The organism is Trichococcus flocculiformis (genome assembly GCF_900113645.1).
Lineage (GTDB): Bacteria > Bacillota > Bacilli > Lactobacillales > Aerococcaceae > Trichococcus > Trichococcus flocculiformis.
The window spans coordinates 1-25,503 of record NZ_FOQC01000036.1; the positions used below are offsets into that span (position 1 = coordinate 1).

Annotated in this window: 29 protein-coding genes and 2 pseudogenes; 7 read left to right on the forward strand and 24 right to left on the reverse strand. The window is 42.1% G+C overall.

Annotated elements, in window-relative coordinates; all coding sequences use genetic code 11:
• Positions 1–264, forward strand: a pseudogene (locus BMZ71_RS14945) (IS1634 family transposase); the annotation flags it as partial.
• 184 nt (positions 265–448) lie between these two features.
• Here the strand turns inward: BMZ71_RS14945 and BMZ71_RS10730 are convergent.
• Positions 449–1,882 (reverse strand): RNA-binding domain-containing protein, encoded by a 1,434-nt coding sequence (locus BMZ71_RS10730; protein WP_086990273.1) that lies wholly within the window; start codon positions 1,880–1,882, stop codon positions 449–451.
• Positions 1,883–2,248: 366 nt separating this feature from the next.
• Here BMZ71_RS10730 and fabV point away from each other — a divergent pair, with 366 nt between their 5' ends.
• Together fabV and BMZ71_RS10740 are read left to right on the forward strand one after the other, a co-directional pair.
• On the forward strand, positions 2,249–3,445 hold the full coding sequence (fabV, locus tag BMZ71_RS10735) for an enoyl-ACP reductase FabV (protein WP_177187592.1): 1,197 nt from the start codon (positions 2,249–2,251) through the stop codon (positions 3,443–3,445).
• 254 nt (positions 3,446–3,699) lie between these two features.
• Complete coding sequence (locus BMZ71_RS10740; RefSeq protein WP_086990276.1) at positions 3,700–4,461, forward strand: AIM24 family protein; 762 nt, start codon at positions 3,700–3,702, stop codon at positions 4,459–4,461.
• Positions 4,462–5,015: 554 nt separating this feature from the next.
• Here BMZ71_RS10740 and BMZ71_RS10745 read toward each other — a convergent pair.
• The 14 genes from BMZ71_RS10745 to BMZ71_RS10810 form a co-directional block, all read right to left on the reverse strand.
• The gene (locus BMZ71_RS10745; protein WP_068560383.1) at positions 5,016–6,188 is read right to left on the reverse strand and encodes a M20 metallopeptidase family protein; all 1,173 of its coding nucleotides are present in this window, start codon (positions 6,186–6,188) and stop codon (positions 5,016–5,018) included.
• Between the two features lie 15 nt (positions 6,189–6,203).
• Positions 6,204–7,142 (reverse strand): 2-keto-3-deoxygluconate permease, encoded by a 939-nt coding sequence (locus BMZ71_RS10750; protein WP_177187593.1) that lies wholly within the window; start codon positions 7,140–7,142, stop codon positions 6,204–6,206.
• Between the two features lie 218 nt (positions 7,143–7,360).
• Entirely contained in the window at positions 7,361–7,705 is a 345-nt protein-coding gene (locus tag BMZ71_RS10755; protein ID WP_232309288.1) for a metal-sulfur cluster assembly factor, read from the reverse strand.
• A 16-nt stretch (positions 7,706–7,721) separates the two neighbouring features.
• Entirely contained in the window at positions 7,722–9,434 is a 1,713-nt protein-coding gene (ilvD, locus tag BMZ71_RS10760; RefSeq protein WP_068560376.1) for a dihydroxy-acid dehydratase, read from the reverse strand.
• A gap of 146 nt (positions 9,435–9,580) precedes the next feature.
• Positions 9,581–10,057, reverse strand: a complete 477-nt coding sequence (arr, locus tag BMZ71_RS15540) for an NAD(+)--rifampin ADP-ribosyltransferase (protein WP_256957883.1) — start codon at positions 10,055–10,057, stop codon at positions 9,581–9,583.
• Positions 10,058–10,462: 405 nt separating this feature from the next.
• Positions 10,463–10,732, reverse strand: a complete 270-nt coding sequence (locus BMZ71_RS10770; protein ID WP_218142806.1) for a DNA alkylation repair protein — start codon at positions 10,730–10,732, stop codon at positions 10,463–10,465.
• Between the two features lie 128 nt (positions 10,733–10,860).
• Positions 10,861–12,762 (reverse strand): heavy metal translocating P-type ATPase, encoded by a 1,902-nt coding sequence (locus tag BMZ71_RS10775; protein ID WP_086990288.1) that lies wholly within the window; start codon positions 12,760–12,762, stop codon positions 10,861–10,863.
• Between the two features lie 179 nt (positions 12,763–12,941).
• Entirely contained in the window at positions 12,942–13,235 is a 294-nt protein-coding gene (locus BMZ71_RS10780) for an iron-sulfur cluster repair di-iron protein, ric (RefSeq protein WP_068560369.1), read from the reverse strand.
• A 24-nt stretch (positions 13,236–13,259) separates the two neighbouring features.
• Positions 13,260–13,493: a heavy-metal-associated domain-containing protein gene (locus BMZ71_RS10785; RefSeq protein WP_086990291.1), complete on the reverse strand. Its 234-nt coding sequence runs from the start codon at positions 13,491–13,493 to the stop codon at positions 13,260–13,262.
• Between the two features lie 93 nt (positions 13,494–13,586).
• Positions 13,587–13,820, reverse strand: coding sequence for a hexameric tyrosine-coordinated heme protein (locus BMZ71_RS10790; RefSeq protein ID WP_068560363.1), 234 nt, complete (start codon positions 13,818–13,820; stop codon positions 13,587–13,589).
• A 19-nt stretch (positions 13,821–13,839) separates the two neighbouring features.
• Positions 13,840–14,271 (reverse strand): pyridoxamine 5'-phosphate oxidase family protein, encoded by a 432-nt coding sequence (locus BMZ71_RS10795; RefSeq protein WP_068560360.1) that lies wholly within the window; start codon positions 14,269–14,271, stop codon positions 13,840–13,842.
• Between the two features lie 152 nt (positions 14,272–14,423).
• On the reverse strand, positions 14,424–15,209 hold the full coding sequence (locus BMZ71_RS10800; protein ID WP_086990293.1) for an aspartate dehydrogenase domain-containing protein: 786 nt from the start codon (positions 15,207–15,209) through the stop codon (positions 14,424–14,426).
• Positions 15,210–15,350: 141 nt separating this feature from the next.
• Positions 15,351–15,584, reverse strand: coding sequence for a heavy-metal-associated domain-containing protein (locus tag BMZ71_RS10805; RefSeq protein ID WP_068560354.1), 234 nt, complete (start codon positions 15,582–15,584; stop codon positions 15,351–15,353).
• A gap of 101 nt (positions 15,585–15,685) precedes the next feature.
• Complete coding sequence (locus BMZ71_RS10810) at positions 15,686–15,928, reverse strand: heavy-metal-associated domain-containing protein (protein WP_086990297.1); 243 nt, start codon at positions 15,926–15,928, stop codon at positions 15,686–15,688.
• Positions 15,929–16,082: 154 nt separating this feature from the next.
• On the opposite strand from BMZ71_RS10810, the gene BMZ71_RS10815 reads away from it, so the two are divergent.
• The gene (locus tag BMZ71_RS10815) at positions 16,083–16,640 is read left to right on the forward strand and encodes a Dps family protein (protein WP_086990300.1); all 558 of its coding nucleotides are present in this window, start codon (positions 16,083–16,085) and stop codon (positions 16,638–16,640) included.
• Positions 16,641–16,827: 187 nt separating this feature from the next.
• On the opposite strand, the gene BMZ71_RS10820 is transcribed toward BMZ71_RS10815, so the two are convergent.
• The 3 genes from BMZ71_RS10820 to BMZ71_RS10830 all read right to left on the reverse strand — a co-directional run bounded on the left by BMZ71_RS10820 (position 16,828) and on the right by BMZ71_RS10830 (position 18,041).
• The gene (locus BMZ71_RS10820; protein WP_218142807.1) at positions 16,828–17,133 is read right to left on the reverse strand and encodes an RNA-guided endonuclease TnpB family protein; all 306 of its coding nucleotides are present in this window, start codon (positions 17,131–17,133) and stop codon (positions 16,828–16,830) included.
• A 419-nt stretch (positions 17,134–17,552) separates the two neighbouring features.
• Positions 17,553–17,678: a hypothetical protein gene (locus BMZ71_RS15455; RefSeq protein ID WP_256957882.1), complete on the reverse strand. Its 126-nt coding sequence runs from the start codon at positions 17,676–17,678 to the stop codon at positions 17,553–17,555.
• 174 nt (positions 17,679–17,852) lie between these two features.
• Positions 17,853–18,041, reverse strand: coding sequence for a TetR family transcriptional regulator (locus BMZ71_RS10830; RefSeq protein ID WP_068560340.1), 189 nt, complete (start codon positions 18,039–18,041; stop codon positions 17,853–17,855).
• A gap of 105 nt (positions 18,042–18,146) precedes the next feature.
• Between BMZ71_RS10830 and BMZ71_RS10835 the strand changes: the two genes are divergently transcribed.
• Positions 18,147–18,701 (forward strand): methyltransferase domain-containing protein, encoded by a 555-nt coding sequence (locus tag BMZ71_RS10835; protein WP_086990303.1) that lies wholly within the window; start codon positions 18,147–18,149, stop codon positions 18,699–18,701.
• A 562-nt stretch (positions 18,702–19,263) separates the two neighbouring features.
• On the opposite strand, the gene BMZ71_RS10840 is transcribed toward BMZ71_RS10835, so the two are convergent.
• Genes BMZ71_RS10840 through BMZ71_RS10850 form a run of 3 tightly spaced genes read right to left on the reverse strand, consistent with a single transcriptional unit; the run spans position 19,264 to position 22,595 of the window.
• On the reverse strand, positions 19,264–20,775 hold the full coding sequence (locus BMZ71_RS10840) for an ABC transporter permease (RefSeq protein WP_086990305.1): 1,512 nt from the start codon (positions 20,773–20,775) through the stop codon (positions 19,264–19,266).
• 1 nt (position 20,776) lies between these two features.
• Entirely contained in the window at positions 20,777–21,670 is an 894-nt protein-coding gene (locus BMZ71_RS10845) for an ABC transporter ATP-binding protein (RefSeq protein ID WP_068560331.1), read from the reverse strand.
• On the reverse strand, positions 21,657–22,595 hold the full coding sequence (locus BMZ71_RS10850; RefSeq protein ID WP_086990308.1) for an ABC transporter ATP-binding protein: 939 nt from the start codon (positions 22,593–22,595) through the stop codon (positions 21,657–21,659). The genes BMZ71_RS10845 and BMZ71_RS10850 overlap by 14 nt, the downstream gene beginning before the upstream one ends.
• A 184-nt stretch (positions 22,596–22,779) precedes the next feature.
• On the opposite strand from BMZ71_RS10850, the gene BMZ71_RS10855 reads away from it, so the two are divergent.
• Complete coding sequence (locus BMZ71_RS10855) at positions 22,780–23,340, forward strand: TetR/AcrR family transcriptional regulator (protein ID WP_086990311.1); 561 nt, start codon at positions 22,780–22,782, stop codon at positions 23,338–23,340.
• 286 nt (positions 23,341–23,626) lie between these two features.
• Here the strand turns inward: BMZ71_RS10855 and BMZ71_RS10860 are convergent, their stop codons facing one another.
• The 3 genes from BMZ71_RS10860 to BMZ71_RS10870 all read right to left on the reverse strand — a co-directional run bounded on the left by BMZ71_RS10860 (position 23,627) and on the right by BMZ71_RS10870 (position 24,848).
• A complete protein-coding gene (locus BMZ71_RS10860) occupies positions 23,627–23,914 on the reverse strand; it encodes a hypothetical protein (RefSeq protein ID WP_086990314.1) in 288 nt (95 codons plus the stop codon).
• A gap of 111 nt (positions 23,915–24,025) precedes the next feature.
• Positions 24,026–24,526: a JAB domain-containing protein gene (locus BMZ71_RS10865; RefSeq protein ID WP_086990317.1), complete on the reverse strand. Its 501-nt coding sequence runs from the start codon at positions 24,524–24,526 to the stop codon at positions 24,026–24,028.
• Positions 24,527–24,542: 16 nt separating this feature from the next.
• Positions 24,543–24,848, reverse strand: a complete 306-nt coding sequence (locus BMZ71_RS10870) for a DUF960 family protein (protein ID WP_086990320.1) — start codon at positions 24,846–24,848, stop codon at positions 24,543–24,545.
• 409 nt (positions 24,849–25,257) lie between these two features.
• Here BMZ71_RS10870 and BMZ71_RS15125 point away from each other — a divergent pair.
• A pseudogene (locus BMZ71_RS15125) lies at positions 25,258–25,503 on the forward strand (IS701 family transposase); the annotation flags it as partial.

A 25,503-nucleotide genomic window follows, 5' to 3' on the forward strand; every position in this document is an offset into this window, starting at 1 on the left:
CTCTGCTACTTAGCGTTGGTTCTGCAGCGCCTACTGGAATATCACCTTCATGAAAAAGGAATCGACTTCTCCACGGAGGCAATCCAGACCGCTCTTCGCAGCGCTACAATCACCAGTGTGAATATGGACAATACTGATATTTTTATCAAAAACAAAGCAACCGAAGGTTTCACCGACATTCTGGGTGTGCTTGGGTTAGAAGATATTCCCCCCTACGGGAAAAAAGACAAACGCAAGCGTGCATATCTACATACCAAAAAATAAAAAAATCCCCATAAACGCATATATAACGCGATTTATGGGGATTTTTCGGTTTAGCAACTGTAAAAGTCGGGAAAAAGCCGGATGCCATGCGATTTTTCGCTGGTGTCCGGCTTTTTTTATTTTCCGATAGTGATTTGTGCAAGGTCAGTTTTTTTGTGTATTCCTTCTTTTGTTTAACAACATCTTACCTAAAATTGGCTTTAATGTATTTTTGCTTAGAACTTTTTGGTTTATCAGGCTTCGTTCGAACAATAAGCCCTTCTAAAAGCAATGGATTCAATATATTCCTTCTAAAATGACTAATATCTGATAAATTCAAAATTTCCATCAGTTCTCTTGCAGACATTGCTGTATTCAAACTTTCTAATACAATTTTTTGATTTTCACTCAATGAAACCTTAACAGGCAATTCCTCGCTCACATCGTTTGTTTTCCCTACATTATCTTGTTTTTTTGGTACACGTACTTTGAATATATCTCTATTTTCAATAAGTGGTATTTCCCCGAACATAATAGGTGCATATTTGAATATTTTATTTACACCTGAGCCTAGTTCGTCTATTAAGCCAAGTATATTAAATACTTTTGCAATAGTTGGATTTTTCGGATAAGGCTCAATCTGGTTTTTTTGCATTATCCCTGGATGAACCGGCTTATTAGCATTTTCAACTAGAATTCTATCTTTCTCAATTATCAATCTCGAAACGTATGCATTTGAATATTCTCTATGAACTAACATATTTACTATTAGTTCTCTAAAGAGGACATCTCTAACATTAATACGTACATCACCTTCTATATAAAAGGCACTAGGCAAGTGCTTCCTAACAAATCCCATTAACCTTTCATAGCTTTCTATTAAATTAGTACGGATATTTTCTCTATCGTCATATCTTTCGACATCTTCAATCCTTAATAAGGCATCTATTCTAAAATAAGGTAAAACGGAGGCAATTAATTCATCTTTTCCAAAAGTAATGATTGCCGCTAAAGTAAACCCTTCTCTTCCGTTAATATAATCCTTACTATACATACCTAAAGATTTTAAAATCTCGATATGGTCCGCAGTTGCCCATATATGGTTAGCGTCTTGAGTGATTGCTACCTTTTTCACCCTATCAATTAGATCCCCACGCAAGTCCTCTAAATTCACAAAAGGATATATTTGTCTTTCCGTATATTCTGATTGTTTTCTAATATATGTTTGTTGAACTAAAACTGTATTATTCGTAATATCAATATCAGCGTCTTCGTTTCTATCAAAAATTTTACTGCCATGTCTATGCACTTGTGAACTGCTAGGAACAAAAACATGTAAAATTTTTTTTTCGTCAAGGTCAAATTCATTGATGTCTAAATATAAAGGCGGGTTTATTTTTATCGGCGACTGAATAGCAGTAACAAAGTCTTTTTTCATCTGTAATATCTTTTCAGGATTTACACCCGTTACCATTCCGTCATCAGCTACACCTAAATAGATATTTCCACCATTCCTGTTTGAAAAAGAACACACTGTGTCATAAACATTTTTAGGTATGTCTTGAGACGCTTCTTTAAACTCTAAAGATATCGACTCTTTACCCGATCTTATTTGATCTAAATATTCATCTTTTATCAAACTTAATCCCTCTTCGTATCATATATTTTTCTCTAATGATAACACAAAAATGCTAGTGTATGACTATTTTTATGACAGAAGGAATATCTGCTTAGTATAACTTGAGGGTAATTTGATACATAATTTGGTGCATAACTTGAGGGGTAACTTGAGGGGTAACTTGAGGGGTAACTTGAGGGGTAACTTGTTCAGTAAGTAAAATATTAGAACCACTAACTAACTAAATTTAGTGGTTCTAATATTTTTGCGATTAACTGCTAAACACAAGTCGCTAACTTATCCCCAAAATTTCAGCAGATAATTTATTCTTGGGTAGCATTTTCTGGTATTATATCCTTATGACATTTTAATGGAGGAAAATCAACTATGTTGGAATTCAAACAGAATATTCGGGGTAATGTGGCCCTAGGTGTAAACCCGCTTGGATGCAAGCAGGAAGTATTGAATCAAATCGAGTACGTCAAAAATAAAGGTACGTATCAGGCTCCGAAAAAAGTCTTGATCATTGGTGCTTCATCCAGTTACGGGTTGGCGACCCGGATCAGTTTGGCATTCGGCGCGGGAGCGGACACGATCGGCGTTTCTTTCGAAAAAGGACCGAAGAACGAACGAAATCTCGGCACAGCCGGCTGGTACAACAATATCGCGTTCCGTGAAGCCGCCGAAAATGAAGGCCTGATCGCCAAAAACTTTGTGCAGGACGCCTTCAGTCACGAAAGCAAGCAAGAAGTCATCGCATACATCAAGAACGAGTTTGGCGGCAAAGTGGACCTGGTCGTCTATAGCCTGGCAAGCGGCCGAAGAACCGATCCCGATACCGGAGAGACGTACACATCCGCAATCAAATCGCTTGGTGAGCCAGTGGTCGGTCCGAACATCAATATGCAAAATCACGCTTTCTACACGGAAACGCTGGAACCTGCAACTGATCAAGAGATCGCTGGTACGCTTAAAGTTATGGGCGGCGAAGACTGGCAATTATGGATGGAAGCATTGAAAGAAGCCGATGTATTGGCAGATGGCGTTCTGACGACCAATTACTCTTATTTGGGAACAGAGCTGAACCGTCCTTACTACGGTGGCGGTACTCTTGGCCTTGCCAAAGCAGATTGTGATGAAAAAGCGAAGACCATCAATGGGTTATTGGCTGACATCAACGGAAAAGCCCAGATTGTGGTAGCTACTGCCGTGACCACTAAAGCCAGCTCCGTGATTCCGTTCTTCCCTGTTTATTGTATCGGTCTCTACAAAGTCATGACCGAAAAAGGCACCCACGAAACACCGATCATGCACATCGACCGCATTTATCGCGATATGGTTTATGGCGAAAACGCTGAGTATGACGAAGTTGGCCGCCTGAGACCGGATAGCTGGGAACTTGACAGCGACACCCAAGCCAAAACGAAAGAATTGATCCAGCAATTGAACGAAGAAAATTTCAATACCGACATGGCAGCTTACGACCTCCTCTACAAAGAGTTCTCGAACTTGAGCGGCTTTATGGTGGACGGCTATGTCGAGCAAGACGTTACGATCGAAGAATTGAAAGCTTTGGAATATTAAATCGTTCCGGTGACACGACTCACCCTTTATCCGCATCGATGAAAGAAAAGTCCTGGCTCTGAGAGTCAGAGCTTTTCTGCTTCCACGGCTGACGACACAAGCGTTTCTTTTCCATCCGGTTGCCGTTTCCATCTAAATATTAGTCGACAATCAAAATAGTGTTATAATGATAGACAATGATACACCAAATTTGAATAAGCCTTTATTGACCAGACACAGCTATTGCCTCTGCAAAAGAAAGAAGGAAAATGGATATGTTCAGAATAAAAAATTTCGAAGATAACAATGATGTGAAAATTGTCGAAGAGATGGGCGCATTTAAGGTCGTGGAATACTTGAAAGATTTGAGTGTCGATCACCTGACAGCTCAAGCTGCCTACTATGCTTCTGAAATGAACGTCAGAAGAAGACAGCTGGTGTGCGATGTCAGTCGTTCCGACATTACCGTTCAATCAGGAGCCATGCAGTGGATGGTGGGAAATGTCAGTGCTACAACCGGGCTTAAAGGCGTGGGCGATTTTTTGGGAAAAGCGCTTCGAGGGAAAGTCACGAATGAATCCGCAATTAAGCCTGAATACACCGGAACCGGAAAACTGGTATTGGAACCGACCTATAAGCATATTTTGCTGATTGATGTCGATGACTGGAATGGCTCAATTGTAATCGAAGACGGATTATTTTTGGCTTGCGATTCGGAATTGAACCACAAAGCAGTTATGAAGTCCAACCTCTCTTCTGCTGCGATGGGCGGAGAAGGTCTTTTTAACCTAGGCCTTTCTGGCGGCGGGATTGTCGCACTTGAATCGTACGTACCAAGAGAAGAACTGATAGAAATAGAGTTGGAAAATGATGAATTGAAGATTGATGGGAATATGGCGATCGCTTGGTCCGGCAGCCTGGAATTTACAGTATCAAGATCAGGCCAGACGCTTCTGGGTTCAGCCGCATCCGGCGAAGGTTTGGTCAATGTCTATCGTGGAACAGGCAAAGTTTTGATGGCGCCCGTTCTCCGGTAAAAAAACATGACCTATCGATCGCTTGTTTCATTTTTGATACCAAGCGATGCCATTCACTTAAGCAAGTTGACAACTGTAAGAAAAGCTGAACGGGTTCGTTCAGCCCTGAAAGAAATTTAGGAAATCTGTCCGCCTGAGCATCGAAGAGCGCAATAGGGCAGATTTATCTAATTTCCGAAGGGCTAACCCGTAAAGCTGGACATCATTTTAGATGCATGAAACATTTTGCGAACTTGTGAAACACCTACGGTGATGCACTTTTGAGTTAAAAAAATTTTATAAATTCCTATCCCATAAAAAAAGCGAGGATGCATGATGCATTCTCGCTTTTTTTTGACTGCGGGGCCAAATTGTTGAATGTTCCTCAGATATTCGACAATTTTGATCCAGCAGGATGTCAAATTATCGAAAGTTTCTCAGCATTCGACAATTTCGGTCCAATCTGGTGTCAAACTGTCGAATCCACCTCACCTATTCGACAGCTTTGGCCACCACGCTGAGCATTATTCCTCCTGCCTCTTATTTGTCACTAGCCTTCAGTTACTGACATTGAGTTAGTCACTGTGCTTTTTTAACCATTCGATGGCCACGGTCGCAAAAGAACCCGCTCCGATCGGAAGAGCCGCTTCATCAAATAACACACCCGGATTATGGTGCGAGAAGTTATTTCCTTCAACTTTACAATTAAGCATGATATAGGTTGTCGGCAAATGCCTGGACACAACAGCCATATCTTCAGAAGCCATGATCCTCAAATCCGGATAGCCTTTAAAGGCAGGATTCCCGGTTTCCAAAATTTCCGCAATTTCTTCGGTCAAGTCAGGATCATTGTATAAAGATGGCACACTCGCAAATATTTCAAAGTCTATTTTTGCCCTTGTCGTTTTCTCTATTCCCGCCAGAATATCCGTTATTCTCCCTTTTACATACTCCCGCACTTCATCATCGTAGGTGCGTAATGTTCCTTGCATCTCTACAACTTCGGGAATGATGTTGCTGTTCGATCCTCCCGAGAACATTCCGAATGTTAAGGTAGCTACAGACAACGGACTCACTTCTCTTGAGATCAGTTCACCAAACTCTTGATAAATGATCACGCCTGCATTGATAGGGTCTATGGAAGTATGTGGATACGCTCCGTGGGCACCCTTTCCCGTAATTGTGATCTTAAAATTGTCACAAGAGGTGCTTGTATGTCCCTTATAATACTCAAAACTTCCGACACCTTGATTTAATCCCGTATGCATAGCAAACGCCACATCCGGCTTGGGATTTTCTAAAATGCCGGCTTCAATCATATCTTTCGCTCCAGCAAATATCTCCTCGCCTGGTTGGAACATAAGCTTGACCCTACCGTGAATGTCCGCTTTATTTTCAAGCAATATTTGTGCAGCCGTCACCAGCATAGCGGTATGCAAATCATGTCCGCACGTGTGCGCCATATTGTTCGTCGCTTTGTACTCCAGCTCATTCATTTCCTTCATCGGAAGGGCATCCATGTCAGCACGAAGAAGAATCGTTTTGCCAGGTTTCTCCCCTTCTATGACGGCACTCAGCCCCATCTTCCCCACTTCTTTGACTTCCAACCCGATCTCTTCCAATCTGTTCCTGACGTAGGCTCTTGTATTGGGCAACTCCATGCCTATTTCTGGGTTTTGGTGAAGTGTCCTTCTGTCCTTTACAAGTTGCTCTTCCAGCGCATAGGCTCTTTCATAGTATTTATTCATGCTTCCTGCCCCTTTCTAATGCTTGACGAGATTCTTTTTCTTTGCAATTTTATTTGCGATCATCGGTGTCAGAACACTTGTGATTACCACTGCCATCGCGATTTGAGATACGACCAAGGGTACAATCGGTTCAAGTTCAGGGTAGGCTTGTGCAATAACACTTGGGGCCGCTAAAGACACGCCGGCTACAGAGGTCAACGCAATCGCGGATAGTCCATTCGCTTTCAACAGCTTCGTTTCCGTAAAATATAAAGTCGGCAAGAGGATGATATAAAATAGGACGCTTAAGATAATCCCCGCCAGCCCAGCTATTGCCGCCTGAAACAGATTGATGCTGTCTCCTAAAACCCATCCAAAAAAGGGCATGATGATGCCGATAGCCGGTAAGCAAAAATCTCTGAACTCATGATCTAAATTCCCGATAATCATCCCCGCCAACAGAGGAATCACAACTGAGATAATCGGCGTCCAGACTATATCGGTACCACTTGATAAGGAATAAACCAATAGAGGGACAGCAGGCACACAAAATACACCCGCTAACCCAAACGCTAAAGCATCGTCCTTTTCTGACAAGTCTTTAACCAGAGCCATATACAATGCTGGGTTTGTACTGGTGAGAACGACAATGATCGCCAAAGACGAAAATCCAAGAATCGTTTCCCCACCCAAATACTTAATCATCAGAAATCCTAATACATACGCTATCAAAAATTTGATCATCAGTAAAACGCCTTGTTTTTTCATTATTTTAGCTAAGCTTTTAACATCCAAACCCATAGCTGAGACAAAACATAAAAATCCTACAATATAGTTGGTTCCCTGAGCGGAGAAAAAAGCTTGGCTAATCGATCCGACATAAAGCCCTTCCGGAAAAGCCGTGTTCAACAGCGCACTTAAAAACATCGGGATCAATAAAGTTCCTCCGGGAACTCTTCTCATAAGTTTTAGCATGACCCTTACTCCTTTGCCTGGCATATTTTTTGCTGTGCTTGAAAGTGTTCACTTTTGTTCCTGGAAATCTGTTCAACTTCATTTGGTTCTGATCGTTGTATACGCTTACTTAAATTGTAGCATATCTCCTTTCATTCCTCATTTTTTCCATACTTGCGTTCATTCAAAAAAGGATCGGAACAAAGTGTTTTTGATACACTTTGTTTCGATCCTTTTGCTTATCTGCCTGGATTGATTCCAAGCGAAATGCGGCCGTAGCGGGTGATGCGATCCAGCACCCAGGCCGGACTCCAGACGATTTTGATTTTGACCTCTGTGATGAACCCCAGCGGATCCAGCTGCTCATGGACCCCCTTCAAAATATGCTCCGAGCAAGAACAGCCGGCGCCCGTGAATGTTAGGCGGATGTTGCAAACCCCTTCATCATCTAAATCGATGCCATAAATCAATCCGAGATTGACGATATCAAGACCGATTTCGGTATCCATAACGTTCATCAGTTTTTCTTCCAGTTCTTCCTTATACTGGCTCGCCAGACCCGTATACATGATGCCCTTTTCCACTATTCGGCACCCTCCTTTATTTTTCCTCAAATGGGTTGCGGTTGAAGAAGTCGGTTACGGCACCTTTCGACGCAGAGGATACGATGTGTGCGTATTTGCCCAGGACACCGCGCGACTTCAAAGGCGGCAACACCAGTTTTTCGCGTCGTTTAGCCAATTCTTCATCAGATACTTTCATCGTCAACTCACGCGTATCCTGATCGATGATGACCGTATCATCCGTTTCCAATAACGCGATCGGTCCACCGTCTTGTGCCTCCGGTGCGATATGTCCCACCACGAAACCGTGGGAACCGCCGGAAAAACGACCATCGGTAATCAGACATACTTTGATGCCTTTTCCTGAAATGATGCTTGATAAGGAGAGCATTTCCGGCATTCCCGGTCCACCCTTCGGCCCGACAAAGCGGACAACCACCACGTCGCCGTCCACGATTTCTCCGTTCAGGGTCGCTTCGATGGCTGCTTCTTCGGTGTTGAACACCTTCGCAGGTCCTTCATGGCGTCGTTGCTTCAGTCCGGAAACTTTTACAACAGCGCCATCCGGGGCAAGATTGCCTTTCAGGACAATCAGCGGACCATCTTTGCGTTTCGGATTCTCAAGCGACATGATCACGTCCTGACCTTCTGCCAAAGGTGCCACATTTTCAAGATTTTCCGCCAGTGTCTTTCCGGTTACGGTCAAACAATCGCCGTGTAGCAAACCGTTGTCAAGCAGGTATTTTTGAACGGCAGGCACCCCGCCGACATTGTATAGATCTTGGAAGACATATTTTCCCGAAGGTTTCAGGTCAGCCAAATGCGGTACCCGTTTTTGGATTTCATTGAAGTCTTCGATCGCAAAGTCCACCTCAGCGGCATGGGCGATCGCCAACAGATGCAAAATGGCGTTCGTCGATCCGCCCAATGCCATCGTGATCACTACGGCATTTTCCAGAGCTTTGCGCGTGATGATGTCGCGCGGTCGGATATTTTTTTCGATCAAGCCGATGATGGCTTCGCCTGCTTCGAAAACATCCTTCAATTTATCACCGGTTGCTGCAGGATTTGACGATGATCCCGGCAAACTCAGCCCCATCGTTTCGATTGCCGATGCCATCGTGTTGGCTGTATACATCCCTCCGCAAGCCCCTGGTCCAGGACAGGCGTTGCATTCGATTGCCCGAACTTCTTCTTCCGTCATTTCACCGTTGTTCCACTTTCCGATGGCTTCAAAAACGGATACGAGATCGATGTCGTTGCCATCTTCATCTTGCCCCGGTGCGATTGTACCCCCATAAACAAAAATGGATGGAATATTCGCATTTGCCATCGCGATGACAGAGCCCGGCATATTCTTGTCACAGCCACCGATACTGATGAAGGCGTCCAGATTCTGGCCGCCCACCGCAACTTCGATCGAATCGGCAATCAGATCGCGCGAAGGCAATGAATAGTTCATACCCGGCGTACCCATGGCGATACCATCTGAAACGGTCACTGTCGTAAACTGGATCGGCCAACCGCGTTGCTTCTTGATGCCGTCTTTTGCGATTGCAGCCAAGTCGTTCAAATGTATATTACAAGGCGTGTTCTCAGCCCAAGTGCTGATTACCCCTACCATCGGCTTTTTAAAGTCTTCGTCATGCATGCCTGTCGCACGCAACATCGCACGGTTCGGCGACTTCACAACCCCATCATAGACGAAGCTGTTGATGCGTAAATCTTTTTTGTTCTTTTCGTTTTCCATTCCAAAATCCCTCCCGTATTTTCATGCACAAACACTTACTACTAATCAGATTTTAACATTTCTGCCCACAAAAAACTATCAGGGGCCCTCCCTAAGTCAGGACATGGCGGAAAACGCTCCATATTTACGCGGCAAAAGTTGCGTCCTCAATTAATGATTTCGCCCTTATTATTGGCCAACTTTTCACGCCACTGACGAAGGTCCTCAGGCGTCTGTCGCAACCACTCTATTGCTTCGCCAACAATTTTTAAAGGTTCTTGGGAACGGTAGGAACGAGTCAGATTTCCTGGAAATTTCTTGTCAGTAACATTTGGGTCATTTTCAAATTCCCCTGTCGGCTCCACAATATAAATCCGTTCCGATCCATCACCTTTCGCCAATGCGGCTGCAAGTCCCGCCCCACTGATCACAGCCGTGAAATAAATGTGGTTCATTTTAAGTCCGGATTTGTAATTCGATTCTCCTTTTGCTGTCAGCAGCTCGCCGACCTGCAGATCTGCTCTTGTCCCATGAAAAAAAGGACCTGGATCAGAAGGCGTACCCTTATACGAATGCGATAATGCAACATACTTTTTTGCCTTGTCCGGATCGGATAACGCCTCATAGCATTTCGCGATGTTCAAATACAACGATGGAAAAGCGCTCTTAACCGCAACATCGTTCAGTTTCAACGCAAACTGCAAAGATGTTTCGAACCATTTTAATTTGTCTGAACTATTTTTTTGATGTCGGGCTACATAATAAGCAGCAATAAATCTTTCAAAGTCGTCTGTTGCTTCACTCCAGGCTTTAAGAAACAGTAAGCTTGCTTCTTCAGGTTTGCCGCTGTCTTCCATGCCCATCCCCCTAAGGAGAAGTTGAATGATTTTATTATTGGGATTGAATTGATTATCCATCTTATTTCACCTCTTAATTATTGAACCGCCAACTGAACTATAATGATACTCTGCTCCTCAAAAAGCCCCTGCTTTTTGCAGCACATAAATGTAGATTACAAAAGCTTTGAAAGTGAGAATGCTGACTCTTACTCACTTTTTCTTCTCTCTTTTCATGGCCTCTTGCTTCATTGGCTTTGGCATTTTTTCAATAGCATACCTTAATGCAGTTCTAGGCATTGTGTCCCGCTTGATTAATACATACTGGTATACCTCATCTTCATATTTGGTGCATAAAGACTTCAGCATCCAGCCATACCCTTTTTGCACTAAATCATCCTTATCCAACAATAAGCTGTCGGCAATTTCAAATATATCGTCTTTGAACAGACCTTTTTTGGCTGGTATTAATACAGCATCCAATAAAAAAAGAACCAGAAAGAATAGGGATTCTTTCCGGTTCTAAAAAAGATGGTGTAGTGATTGGTTAGTTCGCGTATTGGTGCATTTCAGTATACTTGTTCATCCTGATTTTTCTTTGTCATTTATTCTTATTTCGCTGTTACAATTTCTTTCACGCCCGTTTTCACATTATTTCTGTTGCCTTTCAAGCGGAACTTCAACAATCTCATGGCGTTGAAGATAACGACCAAGATGCTACCTTCGTGTACCAACATCCCGATTGACATGTTCATCCAATCACTGAAGAAGAGACTGGCTACCAGTACCACTACAACACCTAACGCAATGATGATGTTTTGTTTCATGTTTGCAGCAGTTGCTTTCGTCAAGCCTAATGCGTGTGGCAAGCGGCTGAAGTCAGAATTCATCAAGACCACATCAGATGTTTCGATGGCGACGTCCGTTCCGCTACCCATCGCAATCCCGATATCTGCTAAAGCTAGAGAAGGACTGTCGTTGACACCGTCACCGACAAAGGCCACGATTTGACCTTCTTTTTGTAATTTTTCGATATGGGCTGATTTGTCTTCCGGCAACATATGGCCGTGTGCATCAGTTAGTCCTAATTCACGGGCGACCAAGTCAACCGTTCCTTGGTTGTCACCGGAAAGGACGACCAAGTTTTTCACGCCTAGTTTTCTCAAACCTTCCAGGTCATTTTTAACGCCTGGACGGATTTGGTCGCGGATGCCCATCAACACTTGCAGGTTACCGTCAACAGCGGTCAGAACTAGTGAGTTGCCGTTTTGTTCAAAGCGTTTGACATCTGCTTGTGCTTTTTTGCTTAGTTTGACATTTTCTTTTTCCATCAAGGCTACGTTTCCGACTGCGATGCGGTGGCCGTTTACTTTGGCTACAATCCCACCGCCTTTAACCACTTCGGTTTCTTCAACGGTGGAAAAAGTGGTCGTTCCGATATTCGTTAGAACTGCTTTAGCCAAAGGGTGGTCCGATTCGCGTTCCACACTTGCCAAGTAGCCAAGCACCTCGTTCACGTTTTCTGCATAAATTTCTTTTTCAGCAACTTCTGGATTACCAATGGTTAAGGTTCCCGTTTTATCAAAGACAATGGTGTCTACGCGGCTGAAGTCATGGATGACCTCGCTACCTTTTAGTAGGACGCCATTGCGCGCTCCGTTACCAATACCGGCAACGTTTGAAACCGGAACGCCGATCACCAAGGCACCTGGACATCCTAGGACCAACACTGTGATGGCCAGTTCAACGTTTTGACTGATCATCCAGACAACAAAGGCCAAGACTAAAACAGCTGGCGTGTAGTATTTGGAAAACTTATCGATGAAGCGTTCTGCTTCCGATTTGGAATCTTGTGCTTCTTCTACGAGTTCAATGATGCGGCCGAAAGTGGTGTCTTCCCCGACCCGGTCTGCGCGGATTTGGATGGTTCCATTTTCCAAAATGGTACCGGCAAAAACTGCTGAATCGATTGTTTTGCTTGCTGGGACAGATTCTCCGGTAATACTGGCTTCATTGATGTGTCCTTCACCAGTGAGGATGGTGCCGTCTACAGGAACTTTCGCACCGGTTTTAACCAACAGGATATCTCCTTCGTCCACGTCATCTACGTCAACTTCTACAAATTCGCCGTTTGCCAGTTGTCTGAGGGCACTTTCCGGCGCCATGTCGGTCAACTCTTTGATGGCGGAACGGGTTTGATTCAAGGTGCGTTGTTCCAAGAAATGGCCGAACAAGAATAGGAAGGTAACGATAGCTGATTCTTCATAGTTTTGAATCAAGAATGCGCCGATGACCGCGATGGTGACCAGGACATCAATACTGACGACCTTCACTTTTAGCGCTTGATATGCTTGGATGGCGATTGGTGCGACCCCGAAGACAGATGCGATCATCAAAGACCCTTGCGAGAGACCTAGATTGTGTAAAACAAAGTGACTAAAGAATCCTAATACGATTAAAATACCACTGATAACGGTGATTTGATTTTTCTTACCTAATATAAATTGTTGCATGATTTTTTTCCTCCGCTTTTTTATTTGATAAGTTCAGTATAAATGTTTGTCTTTAATTAAAAATTGACGGCCGTCAAATTTTGGAAATTATCGTTCCGGCACGCAAGCTCATTCTATTTAAGAAAACCCAGAAAGATCGTTTAGCTTCTTTCTGGGTTCTATAAATAGTGAACAACGCGTTAAGCTGAGTAAGCCGCGTCTGTTTCGGCAAGCATGTTGTAAACAGCAGCAAACGTTCCGCATACGTCGCCAGGAATCGTATAGTTGTTGGTGATTTGGCGTAGCTGCGTAAATTCGGTATCCAAATTTGGTTTCGCGGCCGCCGCTTGTTTTGTTTTTGCATTAATTGTTTCAAACAGTTCGCGTACTTCAAAAGCTTCTGGATGATTTTTGCCGTGTGCCCGGGTAATGGCTAGGGAAAACATGTCTAGTTTTTCAAAATATTTGTTTGCTGTTTCCTGGTAGGTTGTCATGATGATTCCTTCTTTCTCTTTAAGTTAGGGTGCTTTTACTTTTGTTTTGAGAACGGGATAACCCAGGTCTTGAATCGCTTTTTCGATTGCTTCGATGCTCGAAGACGCAGAATCAAAATCCACTTTCACTTTGCTGGAATTGAATAGTACTTTGACGCTGTCTTTGTCGATCCCAGTCAAGCCTTTCACTGCGTTCTCGATTTTTTGTAAACAGCTCGGACAAGATAAGGTTTCTAATGTAAGGGTTGCTTTTTGCATAATATATTTCTCCTTTTTTGTTTTTATTGTTGAAGCTCTATGACTATAGTATAAGGTGTTTTCAAACATTAAAAATTGATGCTGATCAAGTTTCTAGTTATTCCAGTAATTGTTCGCTGCAGCAACTGTTTGGAAATTGATTGCCACCACTTGGGAAGCAAACGTCAAACTGTCTGCGTTATTTGCATAGACGGGACGCAATGCCTCACGCACCTCTGCATCCGGCTGAGTCATACCGACAGCCTTGCGTGCTAATTTGACCGCTAAGTTATAACCTTCTTCTGGTGTGTCAGTTTTTAAGGTGGGTAGCCATGATTCTTGGTTCATTTAATTGCCTCCTATTTTTTTATTCGGAAAAAAGGATCTTCAATGCAGCATCGACGGGATTCACGGTAACAGAAGCTTCTGAAAAAGTGATAGCATAAAGGTAAGGGCTGCCTGCTTTCCCCATTTTTTCCAGGAATTTTGGGTCTTTTTTCAGGAACGTAGCCTTGACTCCCGCCGTTTGATGATTTTCAACTCTCCTTATTTGCGCATCTTGAACACGGATGTATTCGTAACGTCCTTGGATGATGGTTGCGAAAGATACACGGGGATTCTTCTGGAATTCCGCTACTTTCGGTTTATCTTGATTGGTGCGTATGTATAGCACATTTGGTTGGTACAGATCAGGAAAATAGTCCACCACGCGTACATTTGGGACGCCTTCCACCGATGTAGCCAACGCCATGTAAGGCTGGCTGTTAAGTATTCTGGTATATTCTTCGATTGCTGACATGCTCCATCTCCTATTAATGTGATAGTTACAGTATAAGTGGTGCGCCCTGATTAAAAATTGACCACCATCAAGTTTCGTATTATTAATTAACGCAAAAAAGAGGAAGCAATTTGCGTAAAAGCAAATTACTTCCCCTTGTATTTATTTTATTGTTAAAACACAATCGGCGATACGGCGTTTTGCAGCACGGCTACAATGCTCCAACCGGCAATTCTAGGCGTCCGTGAGTAGATATTGATATCTGTCAACACTTCTTCCCCTTCAATGACGATTTTGTAGTCGTCACCCCTGAAGTTTGGTACGACATCGATGTTTAAGGTCGTTTCTTCTGGGCCTGCACTCGCCAAAGCTGTGGCGACTGCCACGTTATAATGGAAGGGCAACTGTTCAATTGCCTCTTTTGTGCTTCCGGTAAAGGCTTGTTCAGGCTCTGTAATGGTCAAGTAATGTTCTTTGAAAAGCGGTGAATAAAATAGTGACTGTAGTGATTTTTTAGAAGTCATGGTCGCCTTGATTGGGCCCATAAACGCCGCTGTGCGCAGGACATCGAAGCCCCCAACTGCGCCACTGGCAATATATACCTTTGTGCCTTTTTTTCTCGCCGTTTCCTTCACGCGGTTGTATAGCTCCGCATCCGCAAAAGCACCTACCGTAATGACTACCAAATGAGAGCCACTTTCCAATACTGTTTCACTGTAATCAATCACTGCTTGCGGGGAAGCTGCTTCTGCCGTGAAATCAAGTTTTAAGTCCATTAACGCTTGAATATCAGTACAGGCAACACAATTATGCCGATCAGCAAAAGCTTGGGTTTTTTCTGGATTGTTTCCTAAGACACCAACCAACTCGTACTCGGTTAATAACCCATCCTTGAGTGCATTCGCAACGATTTCATTTAAACGCCCGGCGCCCATCAAAGCGAGCCTTTTCTTTTCCATCTTATACTCCTCCAACTTCGATTATCTTCAATTAGTTAAATATTGCAGACCAATATTCAATTTATCAGATTGTCATATCCTTTACAATCCCGTTGAAAAAAAATGATTCCTTAACACCGCCGTGTTAAGGAATCATTTTAATTATGCTACTTTGACTTTAGATTTGATGACCGGGTAGCCCAGATCTTGAATCGCTTTTTCGATTGTTTCAATGCTCAATGACGCAGAGTCGAAGTCCACTTTCACTTTGCTGGAGTTGAACAGCACTTTGACGCTGTCTTTGTCGATTCCGTTCAAGCCCTTCATCGCGTTTTCGATTTTTTGAAGACAGCTTGGGCACGATAACGTTTCTAATTGAATAGTTGCTTTTTGCATGGTTCATTTCTCCTTTTTTTGTAAGTAAGGCTTTCGTTTCCGCCTCGCTTACTTGTTAACCAAAGTATATCCTGATTGCCAGGAATAAGAATTGACCGGCATCAAGTTTCTTCATTTTTTTTCACCTTTGTGCTTAGGACCGGATAGCCCAAATCCTGGACTTCTTTTTCAATTGCTTCTATAGTAATCTGCTCCGCATTAAAATTGGTTCTTATTTTACTAGCGTTAAACAAAACCTTGACGCTATTTTGATCCACGCCGTCCAGCCCTTTCACCGCGTTCGCGATTTTTTGCGAGCAGCTTGGACAAGATAAAGGTTCTAAATTCAGGATGGCTTTTTGCATGCTATCTCCTCCTTCTGTTTTTCTCTAACTATATAATAACGCCCAGCACCTAAAGAAAACTTGATGGTTATCAATTTTTGTTAAAAGGATTTAATCTATACTTAATTTAACCCGGAACATGAACGTTCCGGTTACTATACGAGGAGGAATGAACATGTCAGAAGACAGAACAGTTCAAGAAAAACTGCAAGAAGAAACAGAACAAGAGGAACACGAACACCATCACAACCCAACCGCCGCTGCCATGACCAACCATATTGTAGCTAACATCGCCACTTTGCACGTCAAACTGCATCAGTACCACTGGTATGTCAAAGGACCGCACTTCTTCTCACTGCATGAAAAATTTGAAGAATTGTATAATGAAAACGAAGAATGGTTCGATCAAATTGCCGAACGCTTGCTTGCTTCCGGCAACAAACCATTCTCGACTACTGCTCAGTTCCAACAATACAGTTTCTTGAAAGAAGACCCCGCCGACAAATATTTATCAGCCGAGAAGATGGTCGAGAATTTGATTGACGACTACCGTACTACCCGCGATGTGACCATGCGTGCCATCACCATGGCGCAAGACGAAGGCGATGTGGTTTTGGAAGACACCTTAATCAGTTACAAAGCTTACGTGGATAAAACGCTTTGGATGATGCAGGCGTTTCTTGGTAAAGAAGCTTACGAAAACGATGACGCGATGGAGGAGGATGAAGACTAAAGAAAGAGCGTATTAAATAGAAGTTACTATAATATCAAAATAACCTAGGCGATTCCGTGAGGCTGCTGAAAAAGCGACTTGCTTTTAACTGGTCGTGGGTTAGGCCACTAATTGAACTACTCCCACCTATGCTTACGCTTAGAGGTGGGAGATTCCTAAAAACTCCGACCTATCGGTCAGATTCTCGTTAGGCTAACCCCGTGGCCCCCACGGTTCCGGAAGCTAAAATACGCATGGCTTCCTGCTTCAAGTTTATGCTTGCGTTGAAATCCCGGTCGTGATGGCTCCCGCATTCGGGGCAAGTCCACTTACGCACACGGAGACTCTTCACGTCTTTGTTTTGATAGCCACAACAGGAACATAGCTGGCTGGAAGGGAAGTTTTTTGCTACAACAACGACTTCTTTCCCATACCAATTCGCTTTATACTCCAGCATTGTGCGGAATTGCGACCAGCTGACTTCGCTGATGGCTTTCGAAAGTTTTCGGTTCATGTGTGCCACATCCACTTTTCCCTATTATATTGAGACTGCAGTACTTATCATTCTTTGTTTTCCAATCCCATTGTTACAGCCTTAGATCATCCGGAAAGTAAAAATAAAGCGGAAAGCCCGTCGTTTTTAGGCTTTCCGCTTTGTCGATTCTATTCTCTTTTTCCAGGTATTTCTGTAGCTCACTCAAAAATGCCGTCATACCGCCATTCTACTCAAAAAAATGACCTCATTTATGATATGCATATGCGTATCATAAGCGAATGATATTTTTTGTTTGGAATACATTCTGCATTTCTGATATTGAAAGTTCAAAATCCACTGATATATCAATAGGTTAGATAGGTTTTTCAAGTGCGAAAGTTGATTTACTGATCTTATAATCACACGAAATTCAATTGCCTTCCTCACCGTAAAACCTTCTAGTGTTTTTTGTCTTGGTGTTTTTTTAGAATTTTTGCTGCATTTGATTTTGTGGATTTGCTAGTACTTTTATTGACTAATTGCCTTGCCGCTTTTCCAACTTTTCCTCCGGAATGTTTAACCATGATTCTCCTCCTGTGAACAAGTTGCTGCAAACCAAACCGCTCTCTTATTGTTAAAGAATAAGCCATCATCTTCGTACATATTAAGAGCCAACTGCTATTGCTTTAACAACACCTCAACGGTAGCAACAACAACAATGTTATTACCATTTTTCTCAAAGTAAGATTTGATAAAGTTTAAAATTTCATCATAATATCATACAACTCAACTTTTCCATTTAATTTCAATCTATTGGATATCCCCGCGCTTTTCGCTATATCTTCTGTAGATGCTTTTTTGTATTCAAATCTTGCAAAATATTCAATGCCTGCATTAATTATATCCATCTGCTTTTGTGATTCTAACTGATAAAATTTATTATTCATACTTCCTCCCATTGACCAAATCGGTTAGTCTATTAATATAAATATAGATCGTTGACTATTTTTTTCAAGGTAGCCCGAAATATAAAAAAAGCAGAAATCAGATAGATGGTGGAACAGGCGAGGGAAAGGGCGATTGAAGAAGGCCTAGAGGAGAAAGTCGCGTTTCAAATAGCGGATACGCTGGAACTGCCCTTTGAAGAATCCACTTTCGATGCTGTAATTGGGGAATCCGTACTGGCCTTCATTGAGGATAAGTCACGTGCCTTAAGTGAGCTAGTGCGGGTGACGAAATCGCAGGGCTATGTCGGATTCAATGAATGCTCTTGGATCAAGACGCCCCCGTCTAGTTTGGCCAAGTATATCTTCGACGTGTTGGGAGCTGTTTTCTTGACTCCGGATGAATGGCATGGCATATGGAAAAGAACGGGGTTGAAAGAAGTTACAATGAAGAGCTATAAGGTGCGGGCTTTGGAACAGTGGGGCTACGAATTCAGGGGGCTGGAACTCAGGGAGTATTTTGGTGCCTGGTACAGATTTGTGAGATTGCTGTTCACAAGCCCGGGGTGCAGGCGATGGGCCAGGAAGACACTTAGTATGCCCCGCAATATTTTCGCTGCATTTAAATATTTTGGTTATGGAATTTATGTCGGAAAGAAGTAAATGGCCAACGTAGAAGACCCAAATATCTAGGTGAACAATTATTTCGTGTTCACGGTTGTTCTGTTAGAAAAAATAAAGTGAAAATTCCTAGAGAATGTACGGACACATTACATTTTCTAGGGCCTTTTTTTATGTTCTCGGAGTAGCGCCACCCCGCTCTTGTTCCTTCCGACGTGAGTAGTTGACCAATTATCATAAAAGCACTCTTTTTTATTGTTTCTATATTAGCAAAATATATTTAAAACTATCTATTTATCCCTGAATAGTTCATACCAATACAAAAATGATCTGTTACTCAAAACTTTACCGAAATTTGTATTTTTTATGACTACTGCTATAAATCGATGACTGGGATAACAATCATTAAATAGCCAAGAGGCTGGGACAAACGTCCCAGCCTCTCTGATATATACGAATGTTTGCTTCGCAGGCGTGCTCCAAAAGGCAGCCCCGAACCACTTCACGAATAATGCTCTGAATACTCAAAATATCTCTGCATTCATTTAATCTCATACTTAATAACTTGATTTTATTTTCATAATTATGTACATGACCAGTCTTTCTATAGTGGCAAATCCTTCTTGGTAAAAATGACATTAGAGGCTGCATACAAGACGAAGGTAATGCCTCCTAAAGCTACCAATCCCCAACCAAAATCTCCACCTGTTAGAATTGCTTCAGTATCAAATAGAGTCGTTATAGTCAGATACTCGAGATTTTCTGATGTATCCATCAATTGTTGTACCATGGTAATAATAAAGAATGTAAATGGAATTCCGCCACCAATAGCTAAAGCTAAACCTGTACGGTTGAATAGCGTTGATGCAAAAAAGGAAATCGAACTAAGAGCCAATATCAACAACAAAAGTCCGACACTTAACCAAATATACGCTTCAGCATCAAATTCCAACGCTTCATCGACCGCTTTGGCAGAGCTGACCATGCCATTATTAGCCATTGTAATGATTTGTTGCTCGGTTAAATCCGTTGCTAGCATCGCCGCTTCTAGTGCCACTGGATCTTTAATCAAGGCAATCTTATCCGCAACTTGATCAGTCTCCATATTCAAAGCTTTCGCTGAAGACTCAATCACTAATTGCATTAAGATATCGGCATTATCTTCGGATACCATGACAGTCGGTTGTGTAGCCGGTTGTGCAGTCGCTTCTGTACCCTCTTCATTTGGTGTTTTTTCCTCTTTAACGGCGACTTCAGTTTCCTGTTCAAGTGAAACTATTTCATTATTGATAAATTGTTGGTATTCATTCACTGACAAGCCTGTTACTTTTGCGCCAGTAACAAGGGCATCGTTACTTAACAGAAGCATGGTGGGGTCGGCGGCCAATTCCTCCGCAGTGATTTCAATATCTTCGTCTTCCATGTCTTCATCATCTTTGTAGATATCCCAGCGTTCATCGGTGATGACTGCTGCGGCTTCCTCATAGGAGCGGTCATTGATGACACTCTCAAGATAGATCGTATAGGCTTCGGTATCCATATTTCTGACTGCAGCTGCTTCCCGCATGGCATGATCGTTTTCCAAAATTAGATACATACGCTCGGATATATAGCCCTCATCTTGATTCAATGCCTCAGCGGCTGCCCGCACATCATCGGTAATGGTATAGCCGGTGACGTTTTGATACTTAAGTTGGGCTGCAACCAGACCGGTGGATCCAATGATTCCATACATCAAAACAATGGAAAGGACCAAAAAGATCGATTTAGTAAAAATAACACTGGACCGTTTAATCGGAGTGGATAAGGTATAGGCCATTGAGCCAGAATCCACTTCATTAACCACCAGGTTGTTTGCGGTGAACACGACGTAGACAATTCCCAGGATAACGGCAATCAGTTTATAGAAGTTTTCCAGACTTCCCAATAAGCTTGTCATCGTTGATAAGATATTAGAAAATCTTGTCCCTTCAGCAGCAGATGCGATTGCCGCAAAGCCTTCTGCATCAAAAGTTACCGTAAAGGCCGATAGGATCATCGCTGCAACGAAAGTAATAATAACCCAGAGCTTCCAATTGGCTTGAATACTTTGCTTAAAAATTGGTTTTGAGAACATGTTATTTTTCCCCCTTGAACACTTGCGTGACATAATCTTCGAATGTGACTTTAATTTCCTTGAAATACACTAAGTTAAAATTCTTTAAATCTTGGATCAAACGATTAATATCTTGATCATGAATCATGATGTTTAATTGCAGGTCGTCCACCTTAACCCGATGTAGGTCATAACCGAGACTGCGGAAGTGCTCGAAATCTTCAATCGATTTAAACTCCATTTTATAAGTTTTCATCTTGTTATAGCGGATGTCCTTCATATCAATCACATCAATGATCATCCCATCACGAATGATTGCGACGCGGTCACAGACCTCTTCCACTTCTTGGAAAATATGACTGGACATAAAAATGGTTTTCCCTTTGGCTTTTTCCTCTTTCAATAGCTCGATAAAGATATCCCGCATCAAAGGATCCAGTCCTGTCGTTGGCTCGTCCATTATCAAAATATCGGCATCAGAGGCAAAAGCTGAGACGATAGCGGTTTTCTGCTTCATTCCTTTGCTCATGGCTCGGACATTCGCTTTCGCGTCTAATTGGAGCTGGTCAATAACATTCTCTGCATATTCCCAATCACCTCGACCTGATAAATAAATCTGATTTTTGATAAAATCCTCTCCGGTCGAATTACCTGGAAAATTAATTTCACCAGGTATATACGATACATAGCGCTTTACCTCTGCACTACTTTTGTTCGCATCAAGCCCATTAATGGTGACCGTTCCTTCATCCGGTGTTAAAAAGCCCATCATGTGTCGGATCGTCGTGGTCTTGCCTGCACCGTTTACACCAACAAAGCCATATATCTCACCTTTTTCAACTTCTAATGACATATCGAAAATACCGCGTTTCTTTCCATAGTCCTTTGTCAGATGCTTAATTTCAATGTACGCCATGTTCTAGGTTCTCCTCTCCGGCTGCTATAGATTTCTTACGATCATAGAAGTCCATAAAGTAATCTTCCAGTGTAAATTTAATTTCTGAGATAAAACGAATACTTACTTCACTTAGTTCAGTAAACAACCGTTGCATCGTCTCATCTGTCAGATTTAACTTAACTTGATTCTGATCGGGCCGTTCGACCGGAATTTTAAATTTCGTTCGGGCCAGGAACTGTTGGTAATCTTTTTTTGTCGCAAACTCTATTTTAAAAGTTTTGTTTGTATTATGTTTAAGTTTGGCTGCTTCAATAGTTGAGACAACCACTCCATCCTTGATGATGGCAATCCGGTCACACGTTGCATCCACTTCACTGAAGATGTGGCTAGAGAGCAGAATGGTCTTTCCTTCTTTTTTTTCTTCCAAAATAAATTGGATGAAACGTTCTTGCATGACCGGGTCCAATCCTGAGGTTGGCTCATCCAGAATTAATACCTTGGGATTATGCATGAAGGCTGTCACTAATGCCAGCTTTCGTTTAGAGCCAAGACTCATTGCTTCAATTTCCATTGCTGAATCCAATTCAAACATTTCCTTCAGATAATCTGTTCGGGACATATCGCTGATTTGTCTTTCTTCAGCCATGAATTTGATAAAGCCCTCTCCGGTCATCCCCTTCGGAAAGGCCAACTCTCCAGGCAAGTAACCAACATCATGTTTAATGATAGCTGCTGATTTCCAACAGTCTTTTCCATTGATATATAGTTCCCCTTCTTGAGGCTTGGAAAATCCCATCAAGTGGCGGATAGTAGTGGTCTTCCCGGCACCGTTAGGCCCAAGAAAGCCAAAGACTTCTCCTTCTGCTATCTCAAAGGAAACATCGAATATTCCCCTTCCGTGCCCATAATCTTTGGTTACGTGTCTTACTTCAATAACTGACATAGTGTCACTGCCTTTCTTTTAATTTGCTTATGTAAGATAAATTACATTCGTTTCTTTATTTACATTTGTTACAATTTCTATTATACTAATATCGAAAAGCAGAACAAGATACATATAATTGGCATTTGATACTTAACTTACATTTTTTTGATAATTGACAGTTTTCCTTAAGGAGGAAACCCAGATGGAGCAATTAGATTTAAGGGTTCAAAAGACGTATAAAGCCCTAGTTGAAGCATTTGAACGCTTATTACTAGAAAAGGAATTTGAAAGTATATCCGTAACCGAAATATGTGATGCTGCCATGATTCGTCGCCCCACTTTCTACAAGCATTTCTTGGATAAATATGATTTCATAACTTTTTTCATTAAACACAAGATGAATAAAATATTTGATTTTGCCATTCAAAAATCAAATGATGAAGGTGTTGATTTTTTTATTATTGTTTTCGAGCAGCTTTTGGATCAATTTGATAATCTCTTACACCTCATTTTCAGTATTCAAACGAATGGGAACAGCATCTTTGAACTTGAAAGTGTACGGGAATACGGAAAGAGTATGTTAAACAATTACGTAAAAAAAGAGGACACTGACAAGGAACTGCCTCTGCAACTAAGTTATAAAGGCCAGATTATTATGGGCATCACGATTCAATCTGTTTTTTGGTACAAAGATAAGAAAAGTCAAATTAGTCGTAAAGAAGTTATTGAACTCTATACGCAAACACTGGATAGACTTCGTTGACAGCATTAACAATTTTGCGTAAATGGCTTGTTCCCACTGCAGATTATTTCCAGGCTGGCTGCAACCATTGATATCCGCCACAGGAAACATTTCATAGAATCTTCATTTTGGAATTATTCCTTAAAGAATATGATGGATCCGTAAGGAATACCAAATTCCTTAAGTTACGAACGCGATAAGCTTAAAAAAATTAGGACGCTAGACCTGCCTTACAGGATTAGCGTCCTAGTTCCGTAGGTTAATTGGAAGGTAAAAAAAAGCGGAAAGCCCGTCGTCTTCTCCTCCTTTAAACAAACGCTTTATGAAAAGTAAGCTTATTGTCTTTGAGCACACCCAGCAGCTTCCATTCTCTGTTAGTTGCATCAGTAATGATGTATACAATATATTCGTCGACGGCGTAGTAATCTACGAGAACTTCCTTTTCGATATTGATTTCATCGAAAAAATCCGGCAAAAGATTCCTATCCAGCTCATTTCTGAACAGCAAAATGCTTTCAGTAGCGTAGTCAGCACTGTTTGTGGAACAACCGAAATCCCTGTGCATCAGATCCATTACATACTGTAGTTTGCCCATTCGTTATCCTCCTTTTTCCTTGCCATCAGACACGCTGGACCCCAAAACGGCACACAGTGTCTTTAAAAAAACCAGATTGTATCTATCGGAATTTTTATCCCCGACCACTTTTTACATGTATCCGCCCGTTTTAAGTGAAATGAAATCATCATCGCCCAATATGAGGTGGTCCAGCACATCGATACCCAAGAGTTCACCTGCTTCAGTCAATCTCGCTGTCATCACAAGATCCGCTTCAGATGGTTCAGGGTTCCCGCTTGGGTGCGTGTGACCAACCATGATGCGGGCTGAATTGGAGAGTATAGCAGTCTTAAATATTTCGCGTGGATGCGCAATGGATGAGTTGATGCTACCGATGTGACAGCAATTAATGTTTGTAGGCTCATTTTTAGTATTCAAACACAGCACGATCAGGTATTCCCGATCGACATCCCCCAAAAACTGGCGCATCAACTGGTAGCCATCGTTCGGGCAACTGATGGCACGGTACTTGTACAGCAAGGATTTGTCTTTCACCATCTGGATCTTCACGATATCCACCCGTTTGGCTGCTGTAAGGGCTAGTTCTTCGAACGTGTGTTGTTTCGTTTGGTTAGTGTATTCGTTTTTCATTTTGAATTCCCCTTTTCTAGTAATCTTCCGGAAAGAGCATGGTTTGGTAAGCCTCGCTGTCAATGATCCAGATGGTTTTGGTGATGCAACATTCACTCGGAATCGCCATTATCGTTGCTTGACTCCATTTTGGTTCCTCTTGACTGTGTACGATTTCTTGGCCCTTTGCGGTGGCCTTCAACTCGAACTTCTGGAAATAGTCTAATGCATTCCCGTTCTGTACTTGATCATCGATCAGGGACCATAGAAAAAGCTGTGTTGTAATAGGCACGTCTTCCGCAACACTTCTAGTGACATAGCGGTTGTTTTTGGATTCGAACATCTTTCATCCCTCTTTCATTCATTATTTTTCGGCAAAAAGAAAAGGCCAAGATCCGCTTAGGGAATCTTGGCCTTCTTATTTGTCCGATAGTTCATGGATATAATATATATTTCAAAGTGAGAATGTTTCAGTTTAAAGCACTACTAATGTGAATGTTTAAATGACGCCCGTGAACCATATTATTTATTCAACCTGTGACAATGCTTTTTCCGCTACGTTGAGTGCTAATTCTTGAATTTTCTCCCTCAGGTTATCTTCTCCTTAAATGAACTGTCGGTATTGTCCTATAGTATATATAACACCACTTTACAACTTTTCACGCCCCTAAGGGCATAAAAATACAAACAACCCCAAATTTTTTGTATGATTGATTTGGATAAAAACCAACAAAAAAAGGGGGTTGTTTGCTATGAATCAATTATATCAAAAAGGCATTACAATCAAAAGTTTAAAATCATATTTCGCTCCTTATTTTGCCGGGATGACCCGGCCAACAGCGAATAAGTTTTTCCTTTTTCTTTTGGCGATCATTTCGATACAAGGGATTCAATCCGTCCGTTTTTTATACACTTGGTTTTTGAAGAGGATAGATACCTCTAGCTGTTTGAACTCGTATTACTATCTCCTATCTGAAGGGAAAATATCCCGATCTCTA

Bases quoted from the DNA above. Each gene is read 5' to 3' on its own strand.
- fabV (WP_177187592.1), top strand. From the start codon at position 2,249: ATGTTGGAATTCAAACAGAATATTCGGGGTAATGTGGCCCTAGGTGTA.
- BMZ71_RS10740 (WP_086990276.1), top strand. From the start codon at position 3,700: ATGTTCAGAATAAAAAATTTCGAAGATAACAATGATGTGAAAATTGTC.
- BMZ71_RS10745 (WP_068560383.1), bottom strand. From the start codon at position 6,188: ATGAATAAATACTATGAAAGAGCCTATGCGCTGGAAGAGCAACTTGTA.
- BMZ71_RS10750 (WP_177187593.1), bottom strand. From the start codon at position 7,142: ATGCTAAAACTTATGAGAAGAGTTCCCGGAGGAACTTTATTGATCCCG.
- ilvD (WP_068560376.1), bottom strand. From the start codon at position 9,434: ATGGAAAACGAAAAGAACAAAAAAGATTTACGCATCAACAGCTTCGTC.
- BMZ71_RS10775 (WP_086990288.1), bottom strand. From the start codon at position 12,762: ATGCAACAATTTATATTAGGTAAGAAAAATCAAATCACCGTTATCAGT.
- BMZ71_RS10780 (WP_068560369.1), bottom strand. From the start codon at position 13,235: ATGACAACCTACCAGGAAACAGCAAACAAATATTTTGAAAAACTAGAC.
- BMZ71_RS10785 (WP_086990291.1), bottom strand. From the start codon at position 13,493: ATGCAAAAAGCAACCCTTACATTAGAAACCTTATCTTGTCCGAGCTGT.
- BMZ71_RS10790 (WP_068560363.1), bottom strand. From the start codon at position 13,820: ATGAACCAAGAATCATGGCTACCCACCTTAAAAACTGACACACCAGAA.
- BMZ71_RS10795 (WP_068560360.1), bottom strand. From the start codon at position 14,271: ATGTCAGCAATCGAAGAATATACCAGAATACTTAACAGCCAGCCTTAC.
- BMZ71_RS10800 (WP_086990293.1), bottom strand. From the start codon at position 15,209: ATGGAAAAGAAAAGGCTCGCTTTGATGGGCGCCGGGCGTTTAAATGAA.
- BMZ71_RS10805 (WP_068560354.1), bottom strand. From the start codon at position 15,584: ATGCAAAAAGCAACTATTCAATTAGAAACGTTATCGTGCCCAAGCTGT.
- BMZ71_RS10810 (WP_086990297.1), bottom strand. From the start codon at position 15,928: ATGCAAAAAGCCATCCTGAATTTAGAACCTTTATCTTGTCCAAGCTGC.
- BMZ71_RS10815 (WP_086990300.1), top strand. From the start codon at position 16,083: ATGTCAGAAGACAGAACAGTTCAAGAAAAACTGCAAGAAGAAACAGAA.
- BMZ71_RS10820 (WP_218142807.1), bottom strand. From the start codon at position 17,133: ATGAACCGAAAACTTTCGAAAGCCATCAGCGAAGTCAGCTGGTCGCAA.
- BMZ71_RS15455 (WP_256957882.1), bottom strand. From the start codon at position 17,678: ATGGTTAAACATTCCGGAGGAAAAGTTGGAAAAGCGGCAAGGCAATTA.
- BMZ71_RS10830 (WP_068560340.1), bottom strand. From the start codon at position 18,041: ATGAATAATAAATTTTATCAGTTAGAATCACAAAAGCAGATGGATATA.
- BMZ71_RS10835 (WP_086990303.1), top strand. From the start codon at position 18,147: ATGGTGGAACAGGCGAGGGAAAGGGCGATTGAAGAAGGCCTAGAGGAG.
- BMZ71_RS10840 (WP_086990305.1), bottom strand. From the start codon at position 20,775: ATGTTCTCAAAACCAATTTTTAAGCAAAGTATTCAAGCCAATTGGAAG.
- BMZ71_RS10845 (WP_068560331.1), bottom strand. From the start codon at position 21,670: ATGGCGTACATTGAAATTAAGCATCTGACAAAGGACTATGGAAAGAAA.
- BMZ71_RS10850 (WP_086990308.1), bottom strand. From the start codon at position 22,595: ATGTCAGTTATTGAAGTAAGACACGTAACCAAAGATTATGGGCACGGA.
- BMZ71_RS10855 (WP_086990311.1), top strand. From the start codon at position 22,780: ATGGAGCAATTAGATTTAAGGGTTCAAAAGACGTATAAAGCCCTAGTT.
- BMZ71_RS10860 (WP_086990314.1), bottom strand. From the start codon at position 23,914: ATGGGCAAACTACAGTATGTAATGGATCTGATGCACAGGGATTTCGGT.
- BMZ71_RS10865 (WP_086990317.1), bottom strand. From the start codon at position 24,526: ATGAAAAACGAATACACTAACCAAACGAAACAACACACGTTCGAAGAA.
- BMZ71_RS10870 (WP_086990320.1), bottom strand. From the start codon at position 24,848: ATGTTCGAATCCAAAAACAACCGCTATGTCACTAGAAGTGTTGCGGAA.